The organism is Psychrobacter sp. CMS30, assembly GCF_904846565.1.
Classification (GTDB): domain Bacteria; phylum Pseudomonadota; class Gammaproteobacteria; order Pseudomonadales; family Moraxellaceae; genus Psychrobacter; species Psychrobacter maritimus.
Genome location: NZ_CAJHBF010000012.1, coordinates 20,877 through 44,392, shown reverse-complemented (window position 1 = coordinate 44,392; position 23,516 = coordinate 20,877). Strand labels below are relative to the sequence as shown.

Below are 23,516 nucleotides of genomic sequence, written 5' to 3'. Positions count from 1 at the left end.
ATGAGTACTATTCTATTTGAACTGGGGTGTGAAGAATTACCTCCAAAAAGCCTAAAGCCTTTACGTGACGCGCTACAAGCCAGTGTCACTGAGCAATTGACTGAAGCTGATATCACGTTTGATAGCATCAAAGCCTTTGCTGCTCCGCGTCGTTTGGCGATTCAGATTCAAGGTATCAGCGATAAGCAACCTGACCGTAGCGAGCAAAAGCGCGGCCCGGCGATTAAAGCGGCGTTTGATAGCGATAGCAATCCAACCCGTGCGGCAATGGGTTTTGCCAAGGGTTTAGGTATTGAAGCCAGCGAGCTCATAACCATTAACACCGATAAAGGTGATTATGTCGGTTATGAGCAAGTCATTCATGGTCAAGCGACCACTGAGCTGCTACCTGCGATATTCCAAACGGCGCTTGATAATTTGCCAATTGCTAAACGCATGCGTTCAGGCGCAAGCCGCAATGAGTTTGTACGTCCGGTACAGTGGGCGGTATTGATGCAAGATAGTACGGTCATTGAGGCCACTATCCAAGGGCATCAGACGGATACGCAAACCCGTGGTCATCGCTTCCATAGCCCTGATTATCATACTATTGCGCATGCCAATGATTATGAGCAACTGCTCGATGGTTTAAAAGTGGTGGCTGATTTTGATAAGCGTCAAATGCTGATTAAAAATCAAGTTAAAGCGCTGGCCGATGAAGTCAATGCGGATCCTATCGTACCGCAAGATTTATTAGATGAAGTAACCGCGTTGGTTGATTTCCCTATTGCGCTACGTGCAAACTTTGAGGCGCGCTTTTTACAAGTACCACAAGAAGCGCTTATCTCAACCATGCAAGCCGATCAAAAGTATTTTTGCTTGACCGATAAAGCGGGCAAACTGCAGCCGTACTTTATTTTTATTACCAATATCGAGTCAAAAGACCCCAATCAGATTATTGAAGGTAATGAGAAAGTCGTGCGCCCGCGTTTGGCTGATGCAGAGTTTTTCTTCTTACAAGACCAAAAGCAGCCATTATTTGCGCTCACAGAAAGCCTTAAAACGCGCGTCTTTCAAGATAAGCTAGGTACGATTTGGGAAAAATCTGAGCGTATTGCGAAACTTGCCGCTTTTATCGCTACTTTAATGCAACAGCAAGGTCGTGATATTAGTATTGATGAAACGGTACGTGCTGCAATTTTGTCCAAAGCAGATTTGGCAAGCTCGCTCGTCGGTGAATATCCTGAATTGCAAGGTATCGCAGGTACGTATTATGCGCGCTTAAATGGCGAGCCAGAAGCAGTAGCAGCAAGTTTGGAAGAGCAGTATCTGCCCAAGTTCAGCGGTGATGTGTTACCAAAAACGCCGATTGGTATTTGTTTAGCATTGGCCGATCGCTTAGATACGCTAGTTGGTATTTTTGCCATTGACCAAGCACCGACGGGTTCTAAAGACCCGTTTAGCTTACGTCGTTCAGCGATTGGTATTCTGCGTATTTTGATTGAAAAACAATTACCGATTAATCTAGTGGCTCTGGTTGAGCAAGCGATTAAAGGCTATAGCACGAGCGATGGCAGCAAGATTGCTAAAATGGGCGATACCTTTACCCAAGTGATGGCGTTCTTAAATTCACGCTATCGAGCCATGTATACCGAGCAAGGCGTTAGCGTCGATACCATTCAAGCCGTACAAGCGATTAATCCGCATATGCCGCTTGATTTTGATCAGCGTATCCGTGCGGTACAGACCTTTAGTAAATTGCCACAAGCTTCAATGTTGGCAGATTCAAACAAACGTGTTGCCAATATTTTAGCCAAATCAGAAGTCAGCGTCGCTGACAATGTCGATGAGTCGTTATTATCTGAATCTGCCGAGCAAGAGTTATATCAGGCTGTACAGCAAGCACAAAAGGCGGTCAAACCGCTGCTAGAAACGGCTGACTATACGCAAGTATTGCAAACGCTGGTCAGTTTAGATGCGCCATTGACCCAGTTTTTCGCTGATGTCATGGTCAACAGTGAAGATGTCGCACTAAAGAACAATCGCTTAGCGCTACTTAAGCAAGTTCGTGCCTTATTCTTAACCGTTGCTGATATCAGTGAGCTGCAGCTATAGTTGGTTGATTATAGTTTGACAGTTATAGTTTGAAAGTTATATTTGACAGTCATAGCTCAATGACACGCTGAGCAACTATACTTTTGATTTATTAACGACTTAAAAAACTGGCTCCATGTGGCCAGTTTTTTATGCGCTTATTCTGCAGCGTTAAGTTTATAATGTCTTAGACCCTATTCGAAGGAGCACTGCCGTGTTGGCCGTTATTATTGTAATTCTAATTATCTGGGCTGTGATGTGGGGCTTTTATAAGTTTATGTACCCACGCGCACCCAAAAGTATGATGCCAAAAAAAGGCGATGTGACCACGCCGCGTCAGTGCAATTTTTGTGGCAACAGCTTGGCTGAATACCGTGGTGTATTAGAGACCAAGCCCGTTTTTATGGAAGAGAATTCCACAGTAGCTAATCAAAGTGATAATAGTATTGCCGATAATAAAGTATTATTCTTTTGCAATTATGAGCATCAAGCGGATTTTCACGCCGGTAAGACTTATCAAGCAGATGCTTAACTTGTAAGCCATAAGTCGTAAAGCATAAGTAAATAAGATGTTATTTACATTTAAAAAAAGCGCTTAGCTTCAATGAGTTAAGCGCTTATCTTTTTAGAATAGCAATTTAATATCGGTACAAGCTTATAAAATAGAATGGGCGTCTTTCATAATTTTATTTAATAAGGCTTCAGACTGCTTGCTTTGCTGCAGACGATCTTCTTCACTTCTTTGGTTGGTATGGATTTTTTCATACAAGTTCAAGCAGCACAGTACTAAGAGGCTTTCTTGACTGAGGCTTGGCGCATCGCGTTTGAGATCTAACGCATAGTTATTGATATAAGAAACCGCTGAGTGCAGCTCTTCTTGCTCATGCACTGGGCAATAAATCGGATAGGTCACGCCAGCAATCGCCACATCGACCTTTTTAATTTGCGGTTCAGGAGTGCTTGCAGCTTTAGCAGCAGGTCTGGCAGCGCTGCTGTTTACCGTACTGTCAGTAGCACTGGCGCTATTTGTATTACTACTATCAGTATTCGAATTATTTGGCATTGGTTTTTGACTGTCTACAGGGTTTGCGCGGTCATCGGTCATGATAAATCCTACAATATATGTCAGTAAAGTGAGTAATTAACTATCACAGCTATAAATATGGTAATGATAAACTTGGCGATTTAATGAATAAAAATTAATTAGCAAAAATAGGCAAGTTAAGCGTGATTCATTGCCATCGGTGCCTAACTTTTTTCCTAACTTTCTGCTTAGCCTTCTGCTTGATCAATACGGGTTAAGCGCTTTAATACCACTTGCGTGCGCTCAGCTGCCAGCTCGTTTTTCTTTCTCAAATCGTTATTTTGCTGTTTAATATCGCTGTACTGCTGCTTTAATTCATTATTTTGCTGCTGCAGCTCATTATTTTTTTGTTGTAATTGGCTAATCTGTTTTTGCAAATTATCTTGCTCTTCGCCTATCATATGATGCGCTTCAGCAAGGTTTTGATAACGCTTATCTAAATCGCTCAATTGTTTTTTGGCACCGTCACGCTCTGTATAGCTGCTGTCGAGTTTGGTTTTTAGCGCGGCAAGCTCCTTTGGGTCAGTCATTGGTTGTTGCTTGAGGCTGCTAAGTTCAGCACTGACAAGCTGATACTGTTTTTTAATGTCGAGTACCATTTTTTCTAATATTCTAAGTTGGTCATACATAGTCAGTTTTTATCCTTAACAAGTAAGCGTGAATGAATTTTGTTCTCTGCGTTTAATAATGCCATAGGTGACCGCATAATATCTATATCAACAAAGTAATTGTATGCCGCTTTGTTTCGTGACTGCTATCAATCGCCGCCTTATTCATAACATCGTGCGGCGTTTATCCATATTTAATACTATTAATCAATAACTAGGACCTCTATTATGAATGATAATATCTCTGGCTGGAATACATGGCTGACTGCGTTTGATGACTGGACTGACGTGTCTATCAGCGAGGTACATGGCTTGATGACAGGGCTGATGACCGCCTGTGATGCGCCTGATGAGCCAGTATGGGCAAAGGTGTTTGAGGAGCTGAGTTTTGCGCCATTACCTGATGAAGCATTAACCTTGTTGACTGAAGAAGCGGAAGACACCGTCTTTCAGTTAAAAGACAAAGACGACGCTTATTCGTATACGCCGCTGGTACCAGATGATGAACATGACTTGTACGAGCGCGTGATTGCTCTGAAACAGTGGGCAAATGGCTTTATGACTGGTTTTGGTATTACTGACTGTGGTCTGAGTAGCGATGAAAACGAGATGCTGTCGGATTTGGCTAAAATCGGCGGGATTCGTTTAGAAGATGACGAAGACTTTGAAGGTGGCGAAGAGTCTTATCTGCATATTTATGAGTTTGCACGCATGGTGCCAGTGAGTTTTGCTACCCGTAAGCGTAAAGCTGTGAAAGATATTGCCTTGATTGCTGGACTGGCTATCGATGCCAAAACCACCAAAGAGCTACAAGCAGAAGGGAAGTTGCCAAAACCGATGCCGCCAGTGCTTGATGTGATGAATCAAAACCGTCCGTCATAATAAAGACGCCATCGTAAGAAGCAACTATCATAAAAACCAACTGTCATAAAAATTAACTTATCATCAATGCTGGGATTTGCTAAAAAGGTATGATGGATTTTAAGAGCCAGCATTGGCTCTTAATAAGCATGGGTTCTTAATAAGCATCGCCTCTTAATAACAGAAGGGAAACTATGATGATGACTGACAATGATATAATTTATTTGCGCCGCTGCATTGAGCTTGCTACGGAAGCATTAGAGGCGGGCGATGCGCCGTTTGGTAGCGTATTGGTTGATGGTGATGGCACTATATTATGTGAAGACCGTAATCGCGCCAATACGGTTGATGCAACCTACCATCCTGAAATTGCCGTGGCAAAATGGGCCGCTCAAAATATGACCCCTGAAGCACGGGCAAAAGCAGTGGTCTATACCTCGGGTGAGCATTGCGCCATGTGCTCTGCCGCGCATGCTTGGGCAGGACTTGGTCGTATTGTTTATATCAGCTCATCAAGGCAGCTAAGTACATGGATGGATGAGATGGGCGTAACATCGACATCGCCCATCCATTCATTAAGTATTCAAGAAGTTGCGCCGAATGTACCAGTAGATGGTCCGATTGCTGGCTTAGATGAAGAAATTAAAGCCCTGCAACAGCGTTCATTTCAAAAAAGCTCATTAAAAAAGGCTAATTAAAAAGCTGGGTCTTTTTATCTTGTAGTACGATAAGGATGTCTTATGACGGTAATAAATCACAATAAAGGCAAAGAGCAAGCAACGGCTAATGCTAGTTATCCTACTGCCAATAATTATCCTACCGACAGTATCGAATGGCTAATACGGCTGATTGCTTTCGATACGGTCAGTCGCCATTCAAACTTAGCATTAATTGAAGATGTACAAGCTTACTGTGAGCAATTGGGCTTAACAGTAGATTTGACCTTTAATGCAGCCAAAAATAAAGCCAATTTATTTGTTACGGTGCCAGCAGGGGCAAACGCTGACGATGTGAATCATGGTCTGGTGTTATCAGGTCATACCGATGTGGTGCCTGTCGATGGTCAAGACTGGACATCAGAGCCGTTCACAGCGACCATTCGTGGCGACAAGCTATACGGTCGCGGTGCTTGCGATATGAAAGGCTTTATTGCTTGTGCGTTGACGCTATTGCCACAAGCGGTAAAGCTATCTAACGTAGGTCAATTGCGTCGACCATTGCATTTGGCATTGTCATTTGATGAAGAAGTTGGCTGCTTGGGTGCGCCATTGATATTGGCCGATTTAAAGGCGCGCGGTATTACACCTGACTACTGTATCGTTGGTGAGCCGACCAATATGGCGATGGTGGTGGCGCATAAAGGCATCGCGGTTTACCGTTGCCGTGTCCATGGCAAGTCAGCGCATTCGTCATTGACGAAACAGGGTGTCAACGCCATTAGTTATGCCAGTCGTCTGATTGGTTATGTCGATGAATTGGCAGAAGAGATTAGTTATCGAAGCGATAACGATGCCATGTTTGATGTGCCTTATTCGACACTTTCGGTGGGTACGATAAAAGGTGGCACCGCGACCAACATTGTTCCCAATCTGTGTGAATTTACCTTTGATTATCGTAATCTGCCGCATATGACGCAAGACGATATTCTTGCACCAATTCAAGCCAAAGTGGCGGAGCTAAACGCACAAATGCAAGCACGCGCTGCCGATACCGGCATTGAGCTGCTACAAGAAGAAAGTGTGCCAGCGATGACCGATAGCGACAGTGCCGAGCTGCAAGCGTTAATAGCTGCACTGACGGGCGATGATACACGCCATAAAGTTGCTTATGCGACGGAAGGCGGGCAGTTTACCAATGCGGGCATCCCAACGATTATCTGTGGTCCCGGTAGTATTGAGCAGGCACATAAAGCCGATGAGTATGTGGCGCTGAGTGAGATGGCACGCTGTGATGAGTTTTTACAAAAGCTGCTAAACAGCTGTGCCAGCAATTGATACAATAGGCAGCAAGTAGTTCTTTTGCAATATATATGAGCATAAAATACACCGTCTTTATGGCGGTGTTTATTTTTTCACCATTAAGTATTAACCATTAAGCATTTAAATTTTCTATTAATAAAAAGTAGGGGTTGGTTGATGTCTTGGCATCTGTTTGCGGTATTTTTTGCAAGTACGTTTTTTATTTCAGCGACCCCTGGGCCGAATATGCTGCTGGCATTCCAGTATGGTATGAATTATGGCGTGAAGCGCACCTTATGGACGCTGGCAGGTCTGAGTTTGGGCTTATTTTTGCTGCTACTATCGACACTGCTAGGCTTAGATGTAATCAGTCGCCAATCGCCTTGGGTGCTGACTGTTATCAAAGCTGTGGGTGCCGCCTATTTAATCTATTTGGGCATCAGCTCGTGGCGCGATGCTGGTGATAGTAGTTTGATGAGCGATGCCCGCGAAATGGGCGAGGAGGTCGCGGCTGACTATCCTGATACAATGTCAGCTGTGACTGATAAAACAACGCCGCAGCCACGCTCACTATCTAGTGCGGCAGTCAAAGTATCGCCGAGCAATATGACCTTATTTCGTACCGGTATTTGGGTGTCGCTGTCTAATCCAAAAGCGATCTTGTTTTTTGCCGCGTTTTTCCCCAAATTCATCAATTTTAGTGCGCCGCTATGGCCGCAATATATTTTATTAACGGCAGGGTTGTTCTTAAGCGAGACAATTTGGCAAATCGTTTATACATTGGGCGGTACAAAGCTGGCAAGTTGGCTCGATGTTGGCAATCGCTTAGCGTGGTTAAATCGTGCGTGCGGGGTAATCTTTCTCTTAATTGCCGCGGCGTTATTGGCTGAAGTATTAAATGGTTTTATGGTTTAAAAGACGAATAATATTTAAGATTAATATCAATTACAAAAAAGCCATTCACTATTTAATAGTGAACGGCTTTTTTATTGATTCAGTGTCCTAAATGCTTAAGCAAGCACTTCGATTAGCTCACCTTTCACCATATGCGGACTAACAAAATCCGTAATACGTACACTAACGATTTTGCCGAGTAACTCATCCATTTTATCAACGTCATAAGGGAACATGACCGTACGCGTATTATCGGCTGTACCGATTAAGCAGTCAGGATGGCGATTGGCGATTTGCTCGACCAAGACACGAGTCGTCGTACCAACCATCTCATGGGTTTTAGCGAGCGTTGAGTCGATAATTACTTTTTGGAATTCTGCCAAGCGCGCTTTCTTAGTTTTGAAGCTCACATCATCCGGCAACTCTGCCGCTGGCGTGCCCGGACGCTTCGAATAAATAAAGCTATAAGAGTGATCGAAATTTAATTCTTTTGCTAGATTTAAAGTATCTTGGAAGTCTTGCTCAGTCTCACCGGGGAAGCCAATGATAAAGTCACTCGACAAGTGAATATCAGGACGTATGGCTTTAAGCTTATTAATCTGATTGATATAAACATCAATGGTATGGTTGCGTTTCATCGCCGCTAAGATAGCGTTTGAGCCACTTTGAACCGGTAGATGCAAATGTGATACCAGCTCTGGCAGTTGTGCATAAGCGTCAATGATATCATCGGTAAACTCGAGCGGATGGCTAGTCGTATAACGAATACGCTCGACGCCATCGACGTGCGAGACATAATGCAGCAGTTCTGCGAAACGGCAAATACTGCCATCGTCTTTTTCGCCACGATAGCCATTGACGTTTTGACCTAACAGATTGATTTCGCGCACGCCTTGGGCGGCTAAGCTGTCAATTTCAGCCAATACATCATCAAGCGGACGTGATAATTCTTCACCGCGGGTATAAGGCACGACGCAAAATGAGCAATATTTTGAGCAGCCTTCCATAATAGACACAAAAGCCTTATAACCTTCTACTCTTGGCTCTGGCAGAAAATCAAACTTTTCAATACTTGGAAATGACACATCCACTGTACCAATACGATTTTTAGGTGAGATTTCACGCTGCTCGTGCGATTGGTCATAGAGCTCTGGCAAACGGTGCAAAGTTTGTGGACCAAAAACCATATCGACATAAGGCGCGCGTTTTTGGATATTATCGCCTTCTTGTGAGGCCACGCAACCACCAACACCGATGACTAAGTCAGGACGTTTTTCTTTCAATTTGCGCCAGCGACCCAATTCTGAAAAGACTTTTTCTTGGGCTTTTTCGCGAATTGAGCAGGTGTTCATCAACAGCACATCGGCTTCGTCGATATCGTGGGTGACTTCCATACCATGTGAATCACCAAGTACGTCGAGCATTTTGCCAGAGTCATAGACATTCATCTGACAGCCTTGGGTGGTAACAAAGACTTTTTTTGGCGCGCCATTGACTGGTGCTTGGGCTATTGGTTTTTGGATAGAGTTTGGCGCTTTGAGTGCCGTAACGGCAGGCGCAGTAACCGTTGTGTCAACAGCAGCGTCATCGATGCGGGGATTAAATACAGTAACACTCATAAGCGAAGTCCATGATTGACTAAAAATATAGCGGGGTAGGCGATTAACTGGTGGCGTATTTTATCACAACCCCGCCCCAATGTGAAAAGTTAGCGTACGCTTATCGGGATAATTATGCTAGATTATTTATAATAGTATCAAATGCTTACCTAGTATTATTCAGTAATAAATGCTATTAATTACGATTATCACTGTTTCAAGCGTCGTAGCACCTCTGTGTTACGCAGGGCTATCCGATTTATTAACGAAAAGTAAAGCTTCTGGTTGAATGTGCAACGAGTATAGTATGATGAAAGTAACCATAGCTGTACTATTGTTTAAATGAGCGTTTTAAGTAGGATGAAAACATCATTTAAACCTATATTGAAACAATTTATTTAGCCAAATTATTTAGACTTATTATAAAGAGAATTCGTATGACCAAGCCGCAAGTTGCTCAAGGTATTAAGGATAAAAATGCCAAGCGCCAAAATATTACGCCTGACCGCCTGAAAAAAACGGCGCTAAAAACCAGCGTTTTGGGTTTGGCGACGGCGATGGGTGTCATGGGCTTGTCGCAAGTCGCTTGTGCCGAACTCACTTGGGGTAGTGATAGTAGTTATCCGCAAGAAGGCAAGTATCAGCCAGAAAGCTATAAACCAGACAGCTATCAACCACAAAGCTATCAACCACAAAGCTATCAGCCGGATAATTATCAACCACAGAGTGCGCCGTCAAACAGCAGCTATCAAGCAGATAATGGCGTGGGCTCATTTACGGCGGCGGCGATTGCAGCCGAGCGCGGTGATGTCAACGCCCTTTATAATTACGAGCAAGCGATGAGTGGCGGCTTGTTTGCCATGTATCCGACTTATTGGCGTATGAATGTCGATTTGAATTCGCAAAGCCCAGCGGCGGTATCGCAGTTTGTGCGTCAATATCCAGATACGGTAGTGGCAGAAAAACTGGCGGCCGATTTTGCGGAAACCAAAGCGGGTTCCAATGATTATGCCGCCGTACGCCAAGTGGCAAATTTGATTACCAATGCTGACGATAGCGAGCGCTGTGCGGTTGCGCTTGGGTTTAATAATGGCGGCGATAGCATGCGTGCCATGGCAGCCAAGCCTGACGTTTGGCTGGCCACCAAAAAGCAGCCAGCCTTGTGTGACCAGTTGGCGCTAGAGATGAATAATAACGCCCTGATTAGCAATCAAGATAGAGTATCACGCCTCAAGCGTATGCTGCGTAAAGGCAAAACGGGCGATATTATGGCGCTGTCTTCACGTCTTGGTACGCCTATTCCTTACTCGTCGTTAAGTGAAATTCAGCTAAATCCATCATCGTTTTTTAGCCGCTTTGCCCGCGAAGCAAATACCCAAACCAATCAATACTTGTATTTATATGCGATGGGCCGCTTGGCAGAAAAATCCTATCGTGAGGCGGCGCTACAACTAGACTTTGATATTAAGCAAGACAATCAGCGCTCAGCGAAGTTGTTAAATGATGACACCCGTCGTTATGCTTATCGTATTCTTGGCGTACAGCGCATGAATCACAATACCGACGATGGCTTTAATGTCGAAGCGGTTGACTGGTTCCGTAATAGCTTAGATGATGACTTTAGCTTTGAAGAAGCTGAATATTATGCTATGGCAGCGATTCGTTTTAGTCGTTGGGATGATGTGGTCGAAGCCATCTCAAAAATGGATGCCGAAACGCAAAAAAACAATCAATGGCAATATTGGCTGGCTCGTGCTTATGAGCAATCAAGTGATGCCAACAAACGCAATACCGCCAAAAAGATGTATCAAAACTTGGCAAAAAGTAATGAGTATTATGGCTTAATGGCAAAGGATAAGGTCGGTCAACGTTTTGATGCCAGTCGCTTAGGCGGTAGTAATTTACCCAATGTCAGTACCGCTGACCGCGCGCGCGTCATGCAAAACCCACACTTTGCACGGGCATTTGCTTTATACAATGCCGATGCCAGTCGCGCCTATGCCAACCGTGAGTGGAATTGGGCGGTGAAAAAAGCGCGTGATAATCGTGATGATAATTTGATTATTGCTGCGGCGCGCCAAGCGTATGATATGGGCTGGCTCGATCGGGCGATTTATGCTGTTGATAATACCGATAGGGTAGACAGCTTGGCTTTATCGCATCCGATGCCGCACCAATCGGCGGTCGTCCGTCACAGTCAGTCGGCGGGTATCGATCCGGCGTGGGCGTATGGCATCATGCGTCAAGAAAGCCGTTTTGTAGCCTCGGCGCGCTCAAACGTTGGCGCCAGCGGTCTGATGCAGGTCATGCCTGATACGGCAAAATATATTGCGCGTAACTTAGGCGAGACTTATAGCGCCAGCCGTGCCAATAGTGGCGATACCAATATTCGTTATGGTACGTGGTATATGGGCGATATCTTTGGCAAATTAAATAGCCAGCCTGTTTTGGCAACGGCGGGCTATAACGCCGGTCCAAATAATGCCAAACGCTGGCAGCCGACTTATGGTTCACTTGCCGCTGACCAGTATGTCGAGTCTATTGCCTTTCCTGAAACCCGCAATTACGTCAAACACGTGATGGAAAACGCTACTATTTATAGCAGTCTATTAGGTCGTGATCAGCCTATCAGCCAGCGTATGGGAACGGTTCCTGCGGCATTCTAATGCTTTTCTCTTACCCTAAAAAACCACTATCAGCTTGCTGCTAGTGGTTTTTTTATAAGCGTTTCTTTTAATAGGTACGGTTTTTATAGGTACGGCTTTTATATGCACTTTTCTTATATATAGTAAGTTCTTTTTAAATAAGATACAATTGTTTTAAAACAAACGAAATGGCAGAATAACAAATGACCTATTCAGCAGATTTTCGAGCACAAGTGATTAAAAGTGTCAAAAGCAAAGATATGAGTATCCGTCAGGCTTGTACTTTTTATAATATTAGCAAAACCGCATTACAGCGCTGGCTCAAAGATTCAAGTATCAAACAAACCGGAATAAACCACCGACTAAAATACCGAATGAAGCACTCTTAAAAGACGTTGAACAACATCCAGATGACTATTTGTATGAGCGAGCTAGGCGATTCAACTGTAGTAAGAGCGGCATGCACAACGCTTTAAAACGCCTAGGTATCAGTCAAAAAAAGACCTTAGAGCATCCAAAAGCCTGCCTGATAAAAAGAGCGTCGTATCAGAGTAAGCTTGATAGCTTTACACAGCAAGGCTATCCCATTGTGTATATGGATGAGAGCGGCTTTGAGGCTGAAACTATAAGACCTTACGGATACTCACCGATAGGCAAACCCTGTATCGACAGCTTCAACTGGCAAGCAAAAAGCGCACTAATGTCATCGGTGCTTTGTATAAAAAGATGCTGTTTGCGCTTGATTACTTTGAACAAAATATCAACAGCCATATATTTTATGACTGGTGCAAATATACGCTTATTCCAAGTCTCAAGACTAAATGCGTGATCGTTATGGATAATGCCCGCTTTCATAAGAGCAAGCGTATTAAAAAATTACTGAACAGGCACGGCCATCGTATTCTATGGCTGCCACCCTACAGTCCTGATCTAAACCCCATTGAAAAGAAATGGGCTCAAGCTAAGTTTCTACGCCAAGGGTGGATGGAGAATAATCTGCCTAAGCTATTTCAGGATATGGGCTGTATTTATTTTATTGTGAACTGACTATACATTGCTTTCATATAAAATGCTTTTATAGCGCTGATATATGACGGGTTTTAAATCGCCCTTTTAAAGTCAGTTATCCACTTTCTAGGCACTGTTTACGTTTTTGCTATAGATTAAAAAAGGCAATTTGCTACCATGACTCTAATTACCGTCTGCGTTTTTCGTTGGTTGATTCTTAGGCTGCTGATATTTTAAAAGCAAACTGGCTTAATGCCGAATATAACCAATTCTAGAAGCTATCTTCTTCATTGCTAAATGCTTTAACCTCTTATGATTAAAAAATATTTCAATCTGCCTATATTGTCGCAAGCTAGGCGTCAGTTATGTGTTCAGACAAAGGTGGGCTCGATGTCAAAGACAAGGCTATCGGAGCATTTTAATCAATGCTTGATCAGCAAAAAGTATGAAAGTAAAGGCAATGCTGCTAATGCTACGATAGCTATTACGGCTTTACTTTTGTTGCAGGGTGCCATGGTATTGCCAGCGCAAGCGGCAAGTGCTACCAAAACGGGACAGCGTGTGCTGATGATTGAGATGACGCCAGCGCTGTGCAGCTTACAACCGACGCGCGCGCGTATGCGCCAGTGTTTAGAAGGCTATTCGCTAACCGTTTCGGGTTTGGATATGGGCTATGGCGAGCGCTGCGGGCGTGGTAGTGAGCCACGTTTGACGCCACTACAATTAAAAGTCGTCAATCGTATCATGCCTGATACCACGGTGCGTACCCAAGCATGGCAGCGCTATGGCGTCTGTAGTCCGCTTAGTGCCAGTAATTATTTTCGTCAAATCACTAACTATGCCGGCGACTTAAAACTGCCGAGTGAATTGAATACGGGCAACAGTTATACGGTATTAAAATCGCGTTTTGTGGGACAAATGACCCGCTTAAATAGCGGTATGTCAGCGGATAGCGTTGATTTGATTTGTCAGGCAGGTGCGCGTCGTCAAATGGTATTGACGGACGTCCATGTTTGTTATGAAGGCAGTGCCTTTGGCACTTGTAGCAACGTCGTCGATAACTGTGGCAGTAAATTTATTATCTCAGGCGGCAAGTAGGCATTAGTCATAATCAGTAATGAACCACAAAGTATATCCCTCTAGCTTTTCAGTGCGTGACTATTAATTAGGGCGCGATTATTCATAAGCAAAAATGACCATAAGCAAAAACGGCAGTGTTATGTATTTAACGGTAATACAACTTATGTAATCGTATTAAATTCTCTTAAATAATGCTGCTAAAGTTCCTATTAAATCTTTTCTTTTTTCAGCTCTTATATCTCTCTAAGACTTTATTTTTATAGCTTTTTATCGTAAGATAAAACATCTGTTCGTATAAAATGTAACAATATAACCCGCATAGTTATCCATCACGTTCGCGCTTTCTCTAGACGGTTAATAGGCTGAGGTGCTACACTAGCTCTCGGTTTATGACTGCTATATTCAGCGAGTAAATCGCTATCTAAAACGATCATCCTCAATCAGAACCATCAATCAGAATCATGAATTATCTAATCTATAATTAGGGAGTATTCAATGTCAATGAAACAGCCTTTACGTGTTGCCGTCACTGGTGCCGCTGGTAATATCAGCTATGCTATGTTATTTCGTATTGCATCTGGTGAGATGCTAGGTAAAGATCAGCCAGTTATTCTGCAATTGCTTGAAATCGCCCCAGCACTTGACGCCCTAAAGGGTGTGGTCATGGAGTTAGAAGACTGTGCATTCCCATTATTGGCCGGTATCGTTCAAACTGATGATGCGACCGTTGCATTCAAAGATGTAGACTATGCTTTGCTAGTCGGTTCACGTCCTCGTGGCCCAGGTATGGAACGTAAAGATTTGCTAGAAGCCAACGCTGCGATTTTCTCAGCCCAAGGTAAGGCACTGAACGACGTCGCAAGCCGTGATGTAAAAGTATTGGTCGTCGGTAACCCTGCCAACACCAACGCACTTATCGCTCAGCGTAATGCACCAGATTTAGATCCACGTAACTTTACTGCTATGACTCGCCTAGATCATAACCGTGCCATGGCACAGTTGGCTGAGAAAACAGACAGCACTGTTAACGACATCAAAAACATGACTATCTGGGGCAACCACTCATCAACTCAGTATCCAGATCTAACGTCTGCAACTGTAAACGGTAAGCCAGCACTAGATTTAGTCGATCGCGAATGGTACGAAGCTACCTATATCCCAGAAGTACAACAACGCGGTGCAGCGATTATTAAAGCTCGCGGTGCATCATCTGCCGCTTCTGCTGCCAACGCTGCCATTGCACACGTACGTACATGGGCACTAGGTACTGATGAGAACGATTGGGTATCTATGGGCGTTTACTCAAACGGCGAATACGGTATTGCTGAAGGCTTAATCTACTCATTCCCAGTAACCTGCGCTAACGGCGACTGGTCTATCGTAGAAGGCGTTGACGTGTCATCAGATTTCTCAAAAGAGAAAATGGCCGCAACTGAGCAAGAGCTTAGCGAAGAGCGTGATGCAGTAGCACACCTGCTTCCATAAGTAGGCAATCTACTCAAGCTGTTATATAGAATTTAATCTGAAAAGCCCTCTACGATAGAGGGCTTTTTTGTGCCTTGCGTAACCATCAATACAATTGCTAACGTTAGCTAAACGTTGATTAACAGCTATTAGCAGCAAGCTTGCTACAATAAAGTGGTTAATTTAAATAATAAGTACAATCAAATCATTATTAAATTTTTGTCATTAAGGAAAAGACTATGTTGGGTGAACCTGAATACAATATGAATGAGTTATTTGCGCAGTTAGGGCTTGATAGCTCGGATGAAGCAATTGACAGTTTTGTCGAAAATAATAAACTGGCAAAAGAAGAAAAGTTAATCGAAGCGGCGGTATGGAATGACAATCAGCGTGCCTTTTTGCAAGAAGAGTGGAATAAAGATGCCGCATGGGTAGAAGTTATCGATGATTTAAACGTGCGTATGCATCCTGATGCCTAAAAGATAATAGAATATTAGACTAGATAAAAACCCACAAACGTTATTCACGCTGTGGGTTTTTTTTATACATTAGTCTTTTATAGGCTTATAACTACCATTTTAATTCGACTGCTTAGCGCGCCATTCGAGTAAATCGACAACATCGTTATGAATACCTGCTTTTAAGGCTTCTAAACTCTCGTAATGGCGCTCGCCATGTAAATAATGCAAGAAGCGTACTTGTAAGGTTAAACCGTATAAATCTGCTTGTAGCTTAGGGAAATGTACCTCTAAGCGCCAATCATGTTCTTTATCTACTGATGGTCTGATACCAATATTGGCAGTACCAAATAAGCTATGCGGGCGTAAACCTGCAACCCCTGGGTTTTCGCTATCTGTCAGTGCGGTTAAGCCGTTCGGTATGACATAACCATTATCATCAAGGCTGACGACATCGACAGCAAAGATGCCATGTAAGGCAGGTTTTATGCGTTTTAAGTCGACATTGGCAGTGGGAAAGTCCATGGTACGACCGATTTTATCACCACCAACGACGACGCCTGTCATCGCATAATCGCGACCCAATAAGGCATTAGCCGCATCAATGTCACCGGCCAATAATAGGTTGCGTATACGCGTAGAGCTAATGCGCGCGCCTTTGCCTTTATCGTCGATCACGGTATGCAGATTGGTCACATCTAAGCCGTAATTACGCAAAAAATGACTGTCACCGGTACGATCATGACCAAACTTAAAATCATCACCCAGTACCAAGGCTTGTACATTCAAGCGCTGCGCTAAGATATCGGCAAATGCCTGCGCTGATAGCGAGCGAAACTCCGCATCAAAGCTTGCGACAATTAAAGTCTCAATGCCATACTCTGCCAGCAAAGCCTGCTTTTCGGCAAGATTGGTGAGGCGGGCAGGCGCGGTAGCTGGCGCAAAAAACTCACGCGGCTGCGGTTCAAATATCATGACTGCCGAGCCAATATTTTGCGCCTTGGCAATATCACGCACGTGCGCAAGCATCGCTTGATGACCCAAATGCACGCCATCAAAATTACCGATAGTCAGCACGCAGGGTGCTAAATCTACTGGGCTAGTATTGGCAGACAAAGCGCTTGGCGATGCCATCAGTTGCTCAAGAAAATAGGTGTTCATAAATTTTCAGCTATGATAGATAGGACCGGATAAAAAAGAAAAAACACACCTCTACCAAAGATTGATGTGTCTAAAATCAGTCATTATAAAGTAAAATAGCCATACTAACATCCTATAGTCTGCTGATAATCAAACAACCACGCTAACAGCCCAAAAGGTATGGTTTTTATCTGGCTTACCTTGCTTGCTTTGTTAATTGCTTCTGCTGACTTCCGCTACGTACAGCTAGATTAGATGAGAGATGCAACGATTAAGTGTTAAGCCTTAAGTATTAGACATTAATGACTAATTAGCCGTTATTTATTACTTATCATTCATTTTTACTATTAATAATCATGGAAACGCTATGCCTGATGCTACCTCTGTCGCTGCTTGTCATGATGCCTCTCATTCGATGGCACCTGTCTTGGCAATTAATAAGCTCAATGAGGGCTTTACGGTACAGCGTGCTAATAAAGAAGATTTACCCGCAATTTTAGCCATTTATAACCAAAGTATCGCCGGTAAGCAAGCAACGGCCAATCTAACGCCCGTCAGTTGTGAAGAGCGTCGGGATTGGTTTGAGGAGCATGTAAATAATACTACGCGACCTATTTATATTGTTCGCGCTGTCGAAGAAGCAGAAACTGTAGGCGGTGGAGGTGAGGGGCAAACAGTATCGCCAATCGTCGCTTGGGGCAGCTTTAGCGATTTGTATGCACGGCCGGCTTATCATATCAGCACTGAGATTAGTATTTACTTGCATCAGGATTATCATGGTCAAGGCTTGGGTAGCTTATTGACACGCTGGATGCTGACGCAAGCGCTGAGCTTAGGTATACATAATGTGGTGGCGCTTATCTTTGCGCATAATCAACCAAGCTTAGGATTGTTCCGTAAGCTTGGCTTCGAGCAATGGGGCTATATGCCAAAGGTTTGCGATATGCAGGGGTTTATCGCCGATGTGGTGATGCTTGGTAAAGCGGTGATGACAGCTAATAATGACAAATAATACAGATAATAATGCCAAATGAAGTAAATTTAGAGAATAGCAGATAGGTGTTCTATCCTAAAATCTTCCATTTTCCACCAATCTTTTGTAGCTCATAAGTCAAGGGTGCAGGCTCGCTTTGCCCCCTTAGCATCAACTCGCCAGTGATGGTGGCACGGGTTTTATCATCGTTGTATATAGTATCAGTAAAAGTAACGCCATCAACCGTTTGCTGAAAAGCAGCCTGTGTATTGGCTAGCTCTTCTTCGAAGTTTGCCATATCTACTTCATAATAAGAGGCGGATTTTTTCGCATCGCCATAATATAAGCTGTCTAGCGCTTGTTTAACGGTATCTTCCGGCGTCCCGTCTTGGGTCGGATTGGTCACTAAGCTTTTTTGCTTAGCGGCAGCGGTAACTGGATTGAGATTATTACTAGCAATCGTGGTTTCATCTTTTGTGCTATCTGCTGCCTGTTTACTATCAGTAGTAGTGCCTGCTACTTCTACTTGGCTCGCGTCGTTCTCAGATGTTTGTGCGACCGCTGTAGCATCTTCATTATTACTGGCAGCAGTCTCAGTTTCACCCTTATCATTATTGCTACAACCACTTAAAAGTAGTCCGGTACTCAAAATGCCAACAGTCAGTATATTTGGTAAGCGTAACAAGGTTGCTGATAAAGCTGTTTGTGAAGCTGATGATTTAGTCGTCATATTAGTCCCCAAAATTCATTTATTCATTAAACAGTAATTATGGCAACTATCAGCAGCGTTCACTGTCAATTCTCATACTAAGCTTGTTTTGGTTTGGTAAGTTAAAGCCTTGCCTAGTGCTTAATAATTAATCCTTAACCATGTTTTAGCTGGCGCGGACGGAAGCCTGTTGCCAATAGCACAACGCCATAAACCACCGCACCGACGACGCACATAATCAGTAGCGCGACAATACGTTTCCATTGAAAATCATTGGTTGGGAAATAGGGCAGCATGACATAAAGCACAGCAATCATAGAGGCGGTAGAAATCCCAAACTGGGTAAAGAGTTTTTTCCAATGGCTACCAAAGCGGAAAATATCACGCTTATGCAAGAAGTAATATAACAAGCCCGCGTTCACAAATGCCGCGCCCGTGGTTGCCAATGCCAATCCACCATGCAACGGCATATCGAAGAAGTAAAATATACCGATAAAAATGACACTAAATACCATATTGGCAAAAACGGAAACAATACCAATTCTGACTGGCGTTCTAGTGTCTTGACGGGCGAAAAAGGCGGGTGCAAAGATTTTAATTAACATAAAACCTAATATGCCGCCCGCCATGCTTTTTAACGCCAAGGAGCTCATTTGTGCATCGCGTAAGGTAAATTCGCCACGTAAAAAAAGCGCCTGCATAAGTACGTCAGAGAGTATAAATAGTGCTGCCGATGCTGGAACACCGACCAAAATAATTAAGCGCGCTGCCCAATCGATGGTCTTTTTAAAGCTAACGTCATCTTTTCGTGCTTCACTTTTCGATAGACTTGGTAGAATAACTGTACCGATAGCCACGCCAATTAAGCCTAGGGGTAACTCGCTCATACGCTCAGCAGCATAAAGCCAAGAAACCGAACCGCCAATCATTAATGAGGCAAAAATAGTGTTTAATAATAGATTAATCTGCGTGACAGAGACGCCAAAAATAGCTGGCAGCATCAGCTTTAAAATACGGCGAACGCCTTCATGCTGAAAGTCAATCTTTGGTGCGACCAGCAGTTTTTGCTGCGAGAGCTGTGGCAGTTGTATCAATAGCTGGAGCAAACCTGCGATAGCGACAGAATAACCAAGCGCCATAATAGGGACGTCAAACATAGGCGCAAATACTAGCGCGCCGCCAATCATAGATAGGTTGAGTAACACTGGCGCAAAGGCTGGCGCGGCAAAACGGCCGTAACTTTGTAAAATACCGCTGGCAAAAGCGGTCATAGAAATAAATAATAAGTAAGGAAAGGTCAGGCGTAGCAGCTCAGCGGTGATGGCAAATTTATCTGGCTGGTTAGCAAAGCCTGGGGCAAATAGCGTCACCACCCAAGGGGCGATTAAAATCACTACGACCGTCAGCATCGATAACACCAGCAGCAGCGCTCCTGAAGTGCGACTGACTAAAATCTGAACCTGCTGTAGGCTATATTTTTCTTTATATTCTGACAGCACAGGGACAAACGCTTGGCTAAAAGCCCCTTCTGCAAATAGACGGCGCAAAAAGTTGGGTATCTTAAAGGCGACCAAAAAGGCGTCCATCAGACCACCTGCGCCAAACACGCCTAATAACACAATATCACGCACCAAACCTAAAATACGCGACAGCATGGTCATACTACTGACCACCATGGTTGAACGAAATAACCGACTTTTTGCCATGAGAACCTATTCTGCTAATTTGTTTAATGAAGGTTGTGTAGTGATGGTTGTTTGCTGCTGTAGTGTTGTCAAAAAACTGACGGATTATAGCACTTTCATTGTCCTGATAAATGGATTGAATGGGGAATAATATCTGCTGTCTACAGAACTTTCGATAAGACTATTATCACAATTTAGCTGGTCAATTTATGACTTGCTCGCAAAATGGTGAGCAACCATCTCACGCAACTTTTTCCATTCAAAATAATCACCGGGGTCGGTTTTGCGACCGGGCGCGATATCACTATGACCAGTAAGATGCCTGCGAGTTTTTGGATAAGCGTCATAGATAGCAACGATAACTTTGGCAAGCGCTTCATATTGGGCGGCGGTAAAGGACACAAAATCTGAACCTTCAAGCTCAATGCCAATGCTATAATCATTACATTCAGGGCGACCCAAATAGCTAGAGCGTCCGGCATGCCACGCGCGTTCGTTAAAGTTGACAAACTGGGTAATTGCGCCATCGCGCTCTATAAATAAATGCGCTGAAACTTCTGCACCTTTAATGCTTTGAAAGTAAGGATGCGCCTCCCAGTCTAATTGATTGGTAAATAAGGCCTTGACGTAATGTAAGCCGTCAGTATCGCAAGCTCCAAATTCATTGGGCGGCAAGCTAATATTGTGAATAACAATGGCATCAATCGTGATATTTTCAGGTCGTTTATTATAATTGGGTGACGCAAGCCAAGTCGCAGCTGATAATCGACCGGTATGAATAGTCATTGACGATGCTGTAGACATAATACTCTCTTTTATAATGTGATAATAAATGCGCGGTAAATGCTGATGATTATAAGTTTTTTATGAATAAGCGGCGCATTTAACTAAAAAAATAGTCGTTTAAAACATTCGTTCAAAACATTCGTTCAAAACCATGGTTTAAAGCTGTTATTAAAAACACTGATTTATAATATCACTCTGACAATTCGAGAGACCTAATAACGCGATAAGCGTATGACTCCTACAGTGCGAGATGTTACTCATGTCCATATATTCAAAACATTCAAACCTTTTGGCGATAGATTGTACGCCAACAAGCATTGGCAGGCGAGCACGTTTGCCACTCACCATAGCTGGAGTGCTGCTGACCGCACAAGCACAGGCGTTTTTGCCAACGCCGGCATCACTTGTGACAACAGGGGAGTTGGCGCTAGATACGGCTGATAATAATTCAGCCTCTAAATCACAAAGCACTGAGCCAACATTGATGGCTTATACTGAGCCAAATAATACCATCAAGCCAGATAGTGTCTCAAATACCGCAGTCACTTCTCGGACATCTAACCATCAAAGTGCTAATAATACTAATAGCGATAATGGGGCGAACACCCAACAGCTATTAGCATCATGGCGTGCGCAAGCAAAAACAAAAAACCTTGCCCAACATATAACATGGCGACGGTTATTATATTTCTTTGATGATCAAAAGAATTTAATCGGCAAGAAAAAAGACAGCAGTATCGTTGATGATGCTGCATTTTTCTTAAGTAAAAATGGACAGCATGATTCAGCTGCCGAGCTTGATGCCTTGCTGGTTGCCCTTGCTGACGAAATGGCTACGACTCCAGATAACAGCACTGCTAATAACAAACTATCCAATCGTGCGACTAAAAACTCGGGACAAAACTCAGTATTATGCCGTCTCCCTGCGCGCGTCCAATGGCTGACCGATACACTCAATATCGACAAGAGCGGCTTGCAAGTTGACTGTCCAGAGCTGAATGATTGGATGCAAAAGCTGGCACCTGAGCAGCTGTCTATTATGTTTGCGCAAGAGTACTTAGACAATCCTATTTCAGCCTTTGCTCATACGCTATTACGTATTGATTCTAAAGCCAGCGTGGCCGATCCAAGCCAAATTCATCATGCAGTTGCGCTAAATTATACGGTAGGCGGCGATGCAACCGATAGTTTTTTGGTATATGCCATCAAATCGATGACCGGCGGTTATGACAATCTGATTGAAATTGACCCTTATCCAGAGAAGCTGGCGAAGTATCTGCAAGAAGATGAGCGTGATGCGTGGACCTATCAATTGGATTTGACCCCAGCAGAAGTGCAACAGATTATGCTACATGTTTGGGAAACCAAAGATTTGAAGTTGCCGTATTACTTCACCACTGATAACTGTGCCTCTGAGATTTTACGCTTGATTGACGTGGTACGCCCGCAGCAGCATTTATTAAGTCGCCTGCCTTATGCCGTGATTCCCTCAGATGTCGTGCAATTACTTAATAGCGAAGGCTTACTTGCCAGCACCAACTATACGCCTGCTGATAGCACCTTACGCCAAGCGCAGTTAAATAAGGTTAAAGAGCAGCGTGAGCAAGTGGGCTATCATAATAGCGCCAAGCAGACGTTAAATGAGATTAAATCTGCCCAGTTGAATCCAACCTCGAGCATAGCTGCCGACGGAAAAACGCTATTGCCACGCCGTATTGCAATAGCGGATAACAATCCGATAGACAGGCATCCGCTGCAACTGGGGTTTATCGGGCTAGGGCAGCGCGGTGATAATAACTATATCGATTTAGGTGTGCGCGCAGGTTATCACGATACCCTCGATCGTCCTTCAGGATTTCCGCAGTTCTTTGATTTAGAAGGCGCGGCTGCAACCTTGCGTCTGTATGACACCGATAATGACAAAGCCAATCAGCCAAGTAGTGTGGTCTTGCAAAATGTGACCTTGGTGCGAGGGCGCTCGTTTAATCCGGTTAATTCTGCCAAAAAAGGCAAAACTTGGGGCGCCAGTATTGAAGCGACCCGCGTAAATGACGGCTCGCAGCAAGAGGGCAGCGATCATTTAGTTGGTAGTTTAGGCTATGAGACCGGTTGGTCGTGGGCGTTTGGCACACCTAGCGCGGGCACAGGCGAGATGCCGCCACAGCTATGCTATACGCTTTTGGCAGGTACGGCGCAAGCAGGACGCGGTATTAATAAAGGCTATCGTGTCGGCGCAGGCGTCAATGCCGGTTGCCGTTATCAGATTAACAATCAGTTACGTGCGCAGGCTGAATTACAACTGCCATATTGGTATCATGGCAGCAGCGACGAGTCTAATGCCCGTGGTCATTACTGGCAGCCGATATCGACATTAGGGCTACAATATGATATCGATAAAAAACAAGCGTTACGTATCAATGCCAACTACGAATGGCAAGATCGTATCGATGCCAAGGAAGACATACAGCTGTCGTATAGACGCTATTTTTAGA

Annotated in this window: 20 protein-coding genes and 1 pseudogene; 14 read left to right on the top strand and 7 right to left on the bottom strand. The window is 43.9% G+C overall.

Annotated elements, in window-relative coordinates; genetic code table 11:
* Both glyS and JMX94_RS07915 read left to right on the top strand, forming a co-directional pair.
* Positions 1-2,094: a glycine--tRNA ligase subunit beta gene (gene glyS, locus JMX94_RS07920; protein WP_201564836.1), complete on the top strand. Its 2,094-nt coding sequence runs from the start codon at positions 1-3 to the stop codon at positions 2,092-2,094.
* A 193-nt stretch (positions 2,095-2,287) separates the two neighbouring features.
* Entirely contained in the window at positions 2,288-2,605 is a 318-nt protein-coding gene (locus tag JMX94_RS07915; RefSeq protein ID WP_227673564.1) for a hypothetical protein, read from the top strand.
* A 123-nt stretch (positions 2,606-2,728) separates the two neighbouring features.
* Here the strand turns inward: JMX94_RS07915 and JMX94_RS07910 are convergent, their stop codons facing one another.
* The gene (locus JMX94_RS07910; RefSeq protein ID WP_201564835.1) at positions 2,729-3,178 is read right to left on the bottom strand and encodes a cell division protein ZapA; all 450 of its coding nucleotides are present in this window, start codon (positions 3,176-3,178) and stop codon (positions 2,729-2,731) included.
* Between the two features lie 167 nt (positions 3,179-3,345).
* Positions 3,346-3,786 (bottom strand): hypothetical protein, encoded by a 441-nt coding sequence (locus JMX94_RS07905; protein WP_201564834.1) that lies wholly within the window; start codon positions 3,784-3,786, stop codon positions 3,346-3,348.
* A 207-nt stretch (positions 3,787-3,993) separates the two neighbouring features.
* On the opposite strand from JMX94_RS07905, the gene JMX94_RS07900 reads away from it, so the two are divergent.
* The 4 genes from JMX94_RS07900 (at position 3,994) to JMX94_RS07885 (ending at position 7,499) form a co-directional block, all read left to right on the top strand.
* Positions 3,994-4,647: a UPF0149 family protein gene (locus tag JMX94_RS07900; RefSeq protein ID WP_201564833.1), complete on the top strand. Its 654-nt coding sequence runs from the start codon at positions 3,994-3,996 to the stop codon at positions 4,645-4,647.
* Positions 4,648-4,823: 176 nt separating this feature from the next.
* Positions 4,824-5,324 (top strand): nucleoside deaminase, encoded by a 501-nt coding sequence (locus tag JMX94_RS07895; protein ID WP_201564832.1) that lies wholly within the window; start codon positions 4,824-4,826, stop codon positions 5,322-5,324.
* 42 nt (positions 5,325-5,366) lie between these two features.
* Complete coding sequence (gene argE, locus JMX94_RS07890) at positions 5,367-6,620, top strand: acetylornithine deacetylase (protein ID WP_227673563.1); 1,254 nt, start codon at positions 5,367-5,369, stop codon at positions 6,618-6,620.
* A 141-nt stretch (positions 6,621-6,761) separates the two neighbouring features.
* Positions 6,762-7,499, top strand: coding sequence for a LysE family translocator (locus JMX94_RS07885; RefSeq protein ID WP_201564831.1), 738 nt, complete (start codon positions 6,762-6,764; stop codon positions 7,497-7,499).
* A 95-nt stretch (positions 7,500-7,594) separates the two neighbouring features.
* Here JMX94_RS07885 and miaB read toward each other — a convergent pair whose 3' ends face one another.
* Positions 7,595-9,097: a tRNA (N6-isopentenyl adenosine(37)-C2)-methylthiotransferase MiaB gene (miaB, locus tag JMX94_RS07880; RefSeq protein ID WP_201564830.1), complete on the bottom strand. Its 1,503-nt coding sequence runs from the start codon at positions 9,095-9,097 to the stop codon at positions 7,595-7,597.
* A 416-nt stretch (positions 9,098-9,513) separates the two neighbouring features.
* On the opposite strand from miaB, the gene JMX94_RS07875 reads away from it, so the two are divergent.
* The 6 genes and pseudogenes from JMX94_RS07875 to JMX94_RS07855 all read left to right on the top strand — a co-directional run bounded on the left by JMX94_RS07875 (position 9,514) and on the right by JMX94_RS07855 (position 15,752).
* Positions 9,514-11,742, top strand: a complete 2,229-nt coding sequence (locus tag JMX94_RS07875; RefSeq protein ID WP_201564829.1) for a lytic transglycosylase domain-containing protein — start codon at positions 9,514-9,516, stop codon at positions 11,740-11,742.
* A gap of 182 nt (positions 11,743-11,924) precedes the next feature.
* A pseudogene (locus JMX94_RS07870) lies at positions 11,925-12,550 on the top strand (IS630 transposase-related protein).
* Positions 12,448-12,768 carry a transposase gene (locus JMX94_RS13290; RefSeq protein ID WP_374220402.1) on the top strand — a complete coding sequence of 107 codons (321 nt, stop codon included), beginning with the start codon at positions 12,448-12,450 and terminating at the stop codon, positions 12,766-12,768. Before JMX94_RS07870 ends, JMX94_RS13290 begins: the two are co-directional and overlap by 103 nt.
* 351 nt (positions 12,769-13,119) lie before the next feature.
* A complete protein-coding gene (locus JMX94_RS07865) occupies positions 13,120-13,827 on the top strand; it encodes a hypothetical protein (RefSeq protein WP_227673562.1) in 708 nt (235 codons plus the stop codon).
* Between the two features lie 477 nt (positions 13,828-14,304).
* Entirely contained in the window at positions 14,305-15,294 is a 990-nt protein-coding gene (locus JMX94_RS07860) for a malate dehydrogenase (RefSeq protein WP_183620353.1), read from the top strand.
* A 218-nt stretch (positions 15,295-15,512) separates the two neighbouring features.
* A complete protein-coding gene (locus JMX94_RS07855) occupies positions 15,513-15,752 on the top strand; it encodes a DUF2789 family protein (protein ID WP_183620354.1) in 240 nt (79 codons plus the stop codon).
* A gap of 99 nt (positions 15,753-15,851) precedes the next feature.
* On the opposite strand, the gene ribF is transcribed toward JMX94_RS07855, so the two are convergent.
* Complete coding sequence (gene ribF, locus JMX94_RS07850; protein WP_201564828.1) at positions 15,852-16,892, bottom strand: riboflavin biosynthesis protein RibF; 1,041 nt, start codon at positions 16,890-16,892, stop codon at positions 15,852-15,854.
* Positions 16,893-17,238: 346 nt separating this feature from the next.
* Between ribF and JMX94_RS07845 the strand changes: the two genes are divergently transcribed.
* Positions 17,239-17,883, top strand: coding sequence for a GNAT family N-acetyltransferase (locus JMX94_RS07845; RefSeq protein WP_201564827.1), 645 nt, complete (start codon positions 17,239-17,241; stop codon positions 17,881-17,883).
* Positions 17,884-17,935: 52 nt separating this feature from the next.
* Here the strand turns inward: JMX94_RS07845 and JMX94_RS07840 are convergent, their stop codons facing one another.
* The 3 genes from JMX94_RS07840 to ampD all read right to left on the bottom strand — a co-directional run bounded on the left by JMX94_RS07840 (position 17,936) and on the right by ampD (position 21,042).
* The gene (locus JMX94_RS07840; RefSeq protein WP_201564826.1) at positions 17,936-18,574 is read right to left on the bottom strand and encodes a hypothetical protein; all 639 of its coding nucleotides are present in this window, start codon (positions 18,572-18,574) and stop codon (positions 17,936-17,938) included.
* 134 nt (positions 18,575-18,708) lie between these two features.
* Positions 18,709-20,259, bottom strand: a complete 1,551-nt coding sequence (gene murJ / locus JMX94_RS07835) for a murein biosynthesis integral membrane protein MurJ (RefSeq protein ID WP_201564825.1) — start codon at positions 20,257-20,259, stop codon at positions 18,709-18,711.
* A gap of 186 nt (positions 20,260-20,445) precedes the next feature.
* A complete protein-coding gene (ampD, locus tag JMX94_RS07830; protein WP_201564824.1) occupies positions 20,446-21,042 on the bottom strand; it encodes a 1,6-anhydro-N-acetylmuramyl-L-alanine amidase AmpD in 597 nt (198 codons plus the stop codon).
* 241 nt (positions 21,043-21,283) lie between these two features.
* Between ampD and JMX94_RS07825 the strand changes: the two genes are divergently transcribed.
* Positions 21,284-23,515, top strand: a complete 2,232-nt coding sequence (locus JMX94_RS07825) for a DUF4105 domain-containing protein (protein ID WP_307843724.1) — start codon at positions 21,284-21,286, stop codon at positions 23,513-23,515.
* Position 23,516: the final 1 nt, after the last annotated feature.